Source organism: Rhizobacter sp. P2_H2, assembly GCF_056403375.1.
Map to the genome: position 1 here is coordinate 1 of NZ_JBFUFP010000631.1, position 3,224 is coordinate 3,224.

Here is a 3,224-nt window from a genome sequence, read left to right on the forward strand (position 1 = left end):
ACCTGATCCTGCTCGACATGCACCTGCCCGACATCGACGGCATGGAGCTGCTGCGCCACCTGAAGGCCGACCCGGGCACCGCGGGCATCCCGGTGGTGGTGGTGTCGGCCGATGCGCTGGGCAGCCAGATCGAGACCGCGATGGCGGCCGGCGCCCGGCAGTACCTGACCAAGCCGGTCAGCGTGAGCCAGTTGCTCGGCGTCGTCGATGCGGTGCTCGACGACGTGGAAACCCGCTTTGGATAACTAGAACCCTTGCGCCAGGCCCGTGTTGCGACGGGGATCGTTGGCACCATAGAACCGGTTCTTGCCGATCGGCTTGCCACCCAGCGACGGCGCCCCCACCAGGATTGCCGCCACATGGTTAGCCGGCTGCGGGTTGCCGAGCTTGTGCCCCATGTCGGTCAGGATCTTGCGCGTGTCGGGGCTCAGCGCATTGACCTCGACGTTGGTCGCCTCCGGCAGCCACTGCTGGTGGAAGCGCGGCGCATCGACCGCTTCCTGCACGTTCATCCCGTAGTCGACGACGTTCAGGATCGTGTGCACCACCACCGTGATGATGCGGCTGCCGCCGGGCGTGCCGGTCACCATCACCGGCTTGCCGTCGCGCGACATGATGGTCGGGCTCATCGAGCTCAGCGGCCGCTTGCCCGGGGCGATCGCGTTCGCCTCGCCCTGCACCAGGCCGTACATGTTCGGCACGCCGATCTTCGCGGTGAAGTCGTCCATCTCGTCGTTCAGGATCACGCCGGTCTTCGCCGCGGTGACCTTGGCGCCGAACCAGTCGTTCAGCGTGTAGGTCACGGCCACCGCATTGCCCTCCTTGTCGACGATCGAGTAGTGCGTCGTGTTGCTGCCCTCGTGCGGCTCGACGCCGGGCTTGATGTCCTTCGACACGCCGGCCTTGGCCGGATCGATCACGCCGCGGATCTTCTCGGCATAGCCCTTGTCGAGCAGCCGGTCGAGCGGGTTCTTGACGAAGTCCGGGTCACCCAGGTAGCTGTTGCGGTCGACGTAGGCATGGCGCATCGCCTCGATCTGGTAGTGCACCGACTGCGCCGAGCGGTAGCCCAGGTCCTTCAGCGGGTAGCCTTCGAGCACGTTCAGGATCTCGCAGATCACGACCCCGCCCGAGCTCGGCGGCGGAGCCGAGACGATGCGATAGCCGCGGTAGTCGCACTCGACCGGCGCGAGTTCGCGGGTCTTGTACTGGTCAAGGTCGGCCTGCGTGAGGATGCCCTTGCCGGCCTGGCTGGAGGCGACGATGGCGGCACCCACCGAGCCCTTGTAGAAGCCGGCCTCGCCCTTCCGCGAAATCAGCCGCAGCGTCTTCGCGAGGTCCTTCTGCACCAGGCGCTGGCCGGGCTGGAACGGCTGGCCCTTGTTCAGGAAGATCGCCCCGGAGGCCGGGTCCTTGCGGAAGTCTTCGGTGGAGGTCAGCAGCATGTCGACATCGCCCTGGTCCAGCACGAAGCCCTTCTCGGCGAAGCCGATCGCCGGTGCGATCAGCTGCGCCCGCTTCATTGTGCCGTACTTCGCCCGCGCCAGCTCCAGGCCGGACACCGTGCCAGGCACGCCGACCGCCAGGTGGCCGGTGGTGCTCAGGCCCTTGATCACGTTGCCGCTCGCGTCGAGGTACATGTTCGGCGTCGCGGCGAGCGGCGCCTTCTCGCGGAAGTCGAGGAAGGTCTTGCGGCCGTCGGCCAGCTGGATCGTCATGAAGCCGCCGCCGCCCAGGTTGCCGGCCGCCGGGTAGACCACCGCCAGCGCATAGCCGACCGCGACCGCCGCATCCACCGCGTTGCCGCCCTTCTTCAGCACGTCCACGCCCACCTGCGTCGCGTAATGCTGCGCGGTGACGACCATGCCGTTCTCGGCGGCGGCCGGTGCGATCGACGCGGCATGTACCGTCCAGCAACACACCGTTGCGGCGGATACCACGAAACTCTTCAGCAGACGACGGGTCTTCATCGTGACGTTCTCCTCGGAGGTACCGGATGGCACCAGTGGTTGGAATTCGGCAGGATAGTCGCAAAGCCTTGCAGTCAGTGGGGATAGGCACAAGATTTGCCGACGTTTTGTTGCAAGTATTTGCTCACATTGCCCCTCTGACGGATGGACCGTCCGGCGCCATCAGCACTCTCCGAAGTCGAGTGCTAATATCAAGGGAACGAAAGGAATTTCAGCATGTCTGATGCTTCCATGAGCCTCACGAAGACCCTGTCCCCCGATACCGCCCTGACACTGCGCGACCCGTTCGCGATGGTGCCCTCGCTGGGCAACCTCGATGCGTACATGTCGGCGATCAATCGCATCCCGCTGCTGACGCACGAAGAAGAAGTGTCGTTCGCGCGCCGGCTGCGCGAGCACGGCGATGTCGAAGCCGCCGGGAAGCTGGTGCTGTCGCACCTGCGCCTGGTGGCGTCGATTTCGCGCCAGTACCTCGGCTACGGCCTGCCGCACGGCGACCTGATCCAGGAAGGCAACGTCGGCCTGATGAAGGCCGTCAAGCGCTTCGACCCGGACCAGGGCGTGCGCCTGGTCAGCTACGCGATGCACTGGATCAAGGCGGAGATCCACGAGTACATCCTGAAGAACTGGCGCATGGTGAAGGTCGCGACGACCAAGGCCCAGCGCAAGCTGTTCTTCAACCTGCGCTCGATGAAGCAGAGCATGAAGGAAGACGCCGCCGACGGCTCGACGCACCGTGCCACGCTGACGCAGGCCGAGATCGACCGCGTCGCGCAGCAACTGAACGTCAAGCGCGAGGAAGTGCTCGAGATGGAGACCCGCCTGTCCGGCGGCGACATCGCCCTCGAACCGCAAGGCGACGACAGCGAGGAAAGCTACGCGCCGATCGCCTACCTGGCCGACGACAGCAGCGAGCCGACCCGCGTGATCGAGGCGCAGCGCCGCGACTGGCTGGCCGGCGACGGCATCGCGCAGGCGCTCGACGCGCTCGACGCACGCAGCCGCCGCATCGTCGAGGAGCGCTGGCTGAAGGTGAACGACGACAGCTCGGGCGGCATGACGCTGCACGACCTGGCCGGCGAGTATGGCGTCAGCGCCGAGCGCATCCGGCAGATCGAGGTCGCCGCGATGAAGAAGATGCGCAAGGCGCTGAYCGAAGCGGCGTGAGCGCCGGACGGAAAGCACGAAGGGCCCCTCGGGGCCCTTTCCTTTTGTGCGGGAGGCGTTTCAGGTGCTCTTCAGCAAGGCCTGCAG

The 3,224-nt window shown here is 66.2% G+C and carries 3 protein-coding genes; 2 read left to right on the forward strand and 1 reads right to left on the reverse strand.

What is annotated here, in order from left to right; all coding sequences use genetic code 11:
• Positions 1-245, forward strand: a 245-nt coding sequence (locus AC1D15_RS23750) for a response regulator (protein ID WP_477827907.1), incomplete at its 5' end; no start/stop codon positions are given.
• On the opposite strand, the gene ggt is transcribed toward AC1D15_RS23750, so the two are convergent.
• The gene (gene ggt / locus AC1D15_RS23755; protein ID WP_477827908.1) at positions 246-1,865 is read right to left on the reverse strand and encodes a gamma-glutamyltransferase; all 1,620 of its coding nucleotides are present in this window, start codon (positions 1,863-1,865) and stop codon (positions 246-248) included.
• 336 nt (positions 1,866-2,201) lie between these two features.
• On the opposite strand from ggt, the gene rpoH reads away from it, so the two are divergent.
• Positions 2,202-3,137 carry an RNA polymerase sigma factor RpoH gene (rpoH, locus tag AC1D15_RS23760; protein WP_477827909.1) on the forward strand — a complete coding sequence of 312 codons (936 nt, stop codon included), beginning with the start codon at positions 2,202-2,204 and terminating at the stop codon, positions 3,135-3,137.
• Positions 3,138-3,224: the final 87 nt, after the last annotated feature.

Coding starts and splice junctions, on each gene's coding strand:
- ggt (WP_477827908.1), bottom strand. CDS start 1,865: ATGGTCGTCACCGCGCAGCATTACGCGACGCAGGTGGGCGTGGACGTG.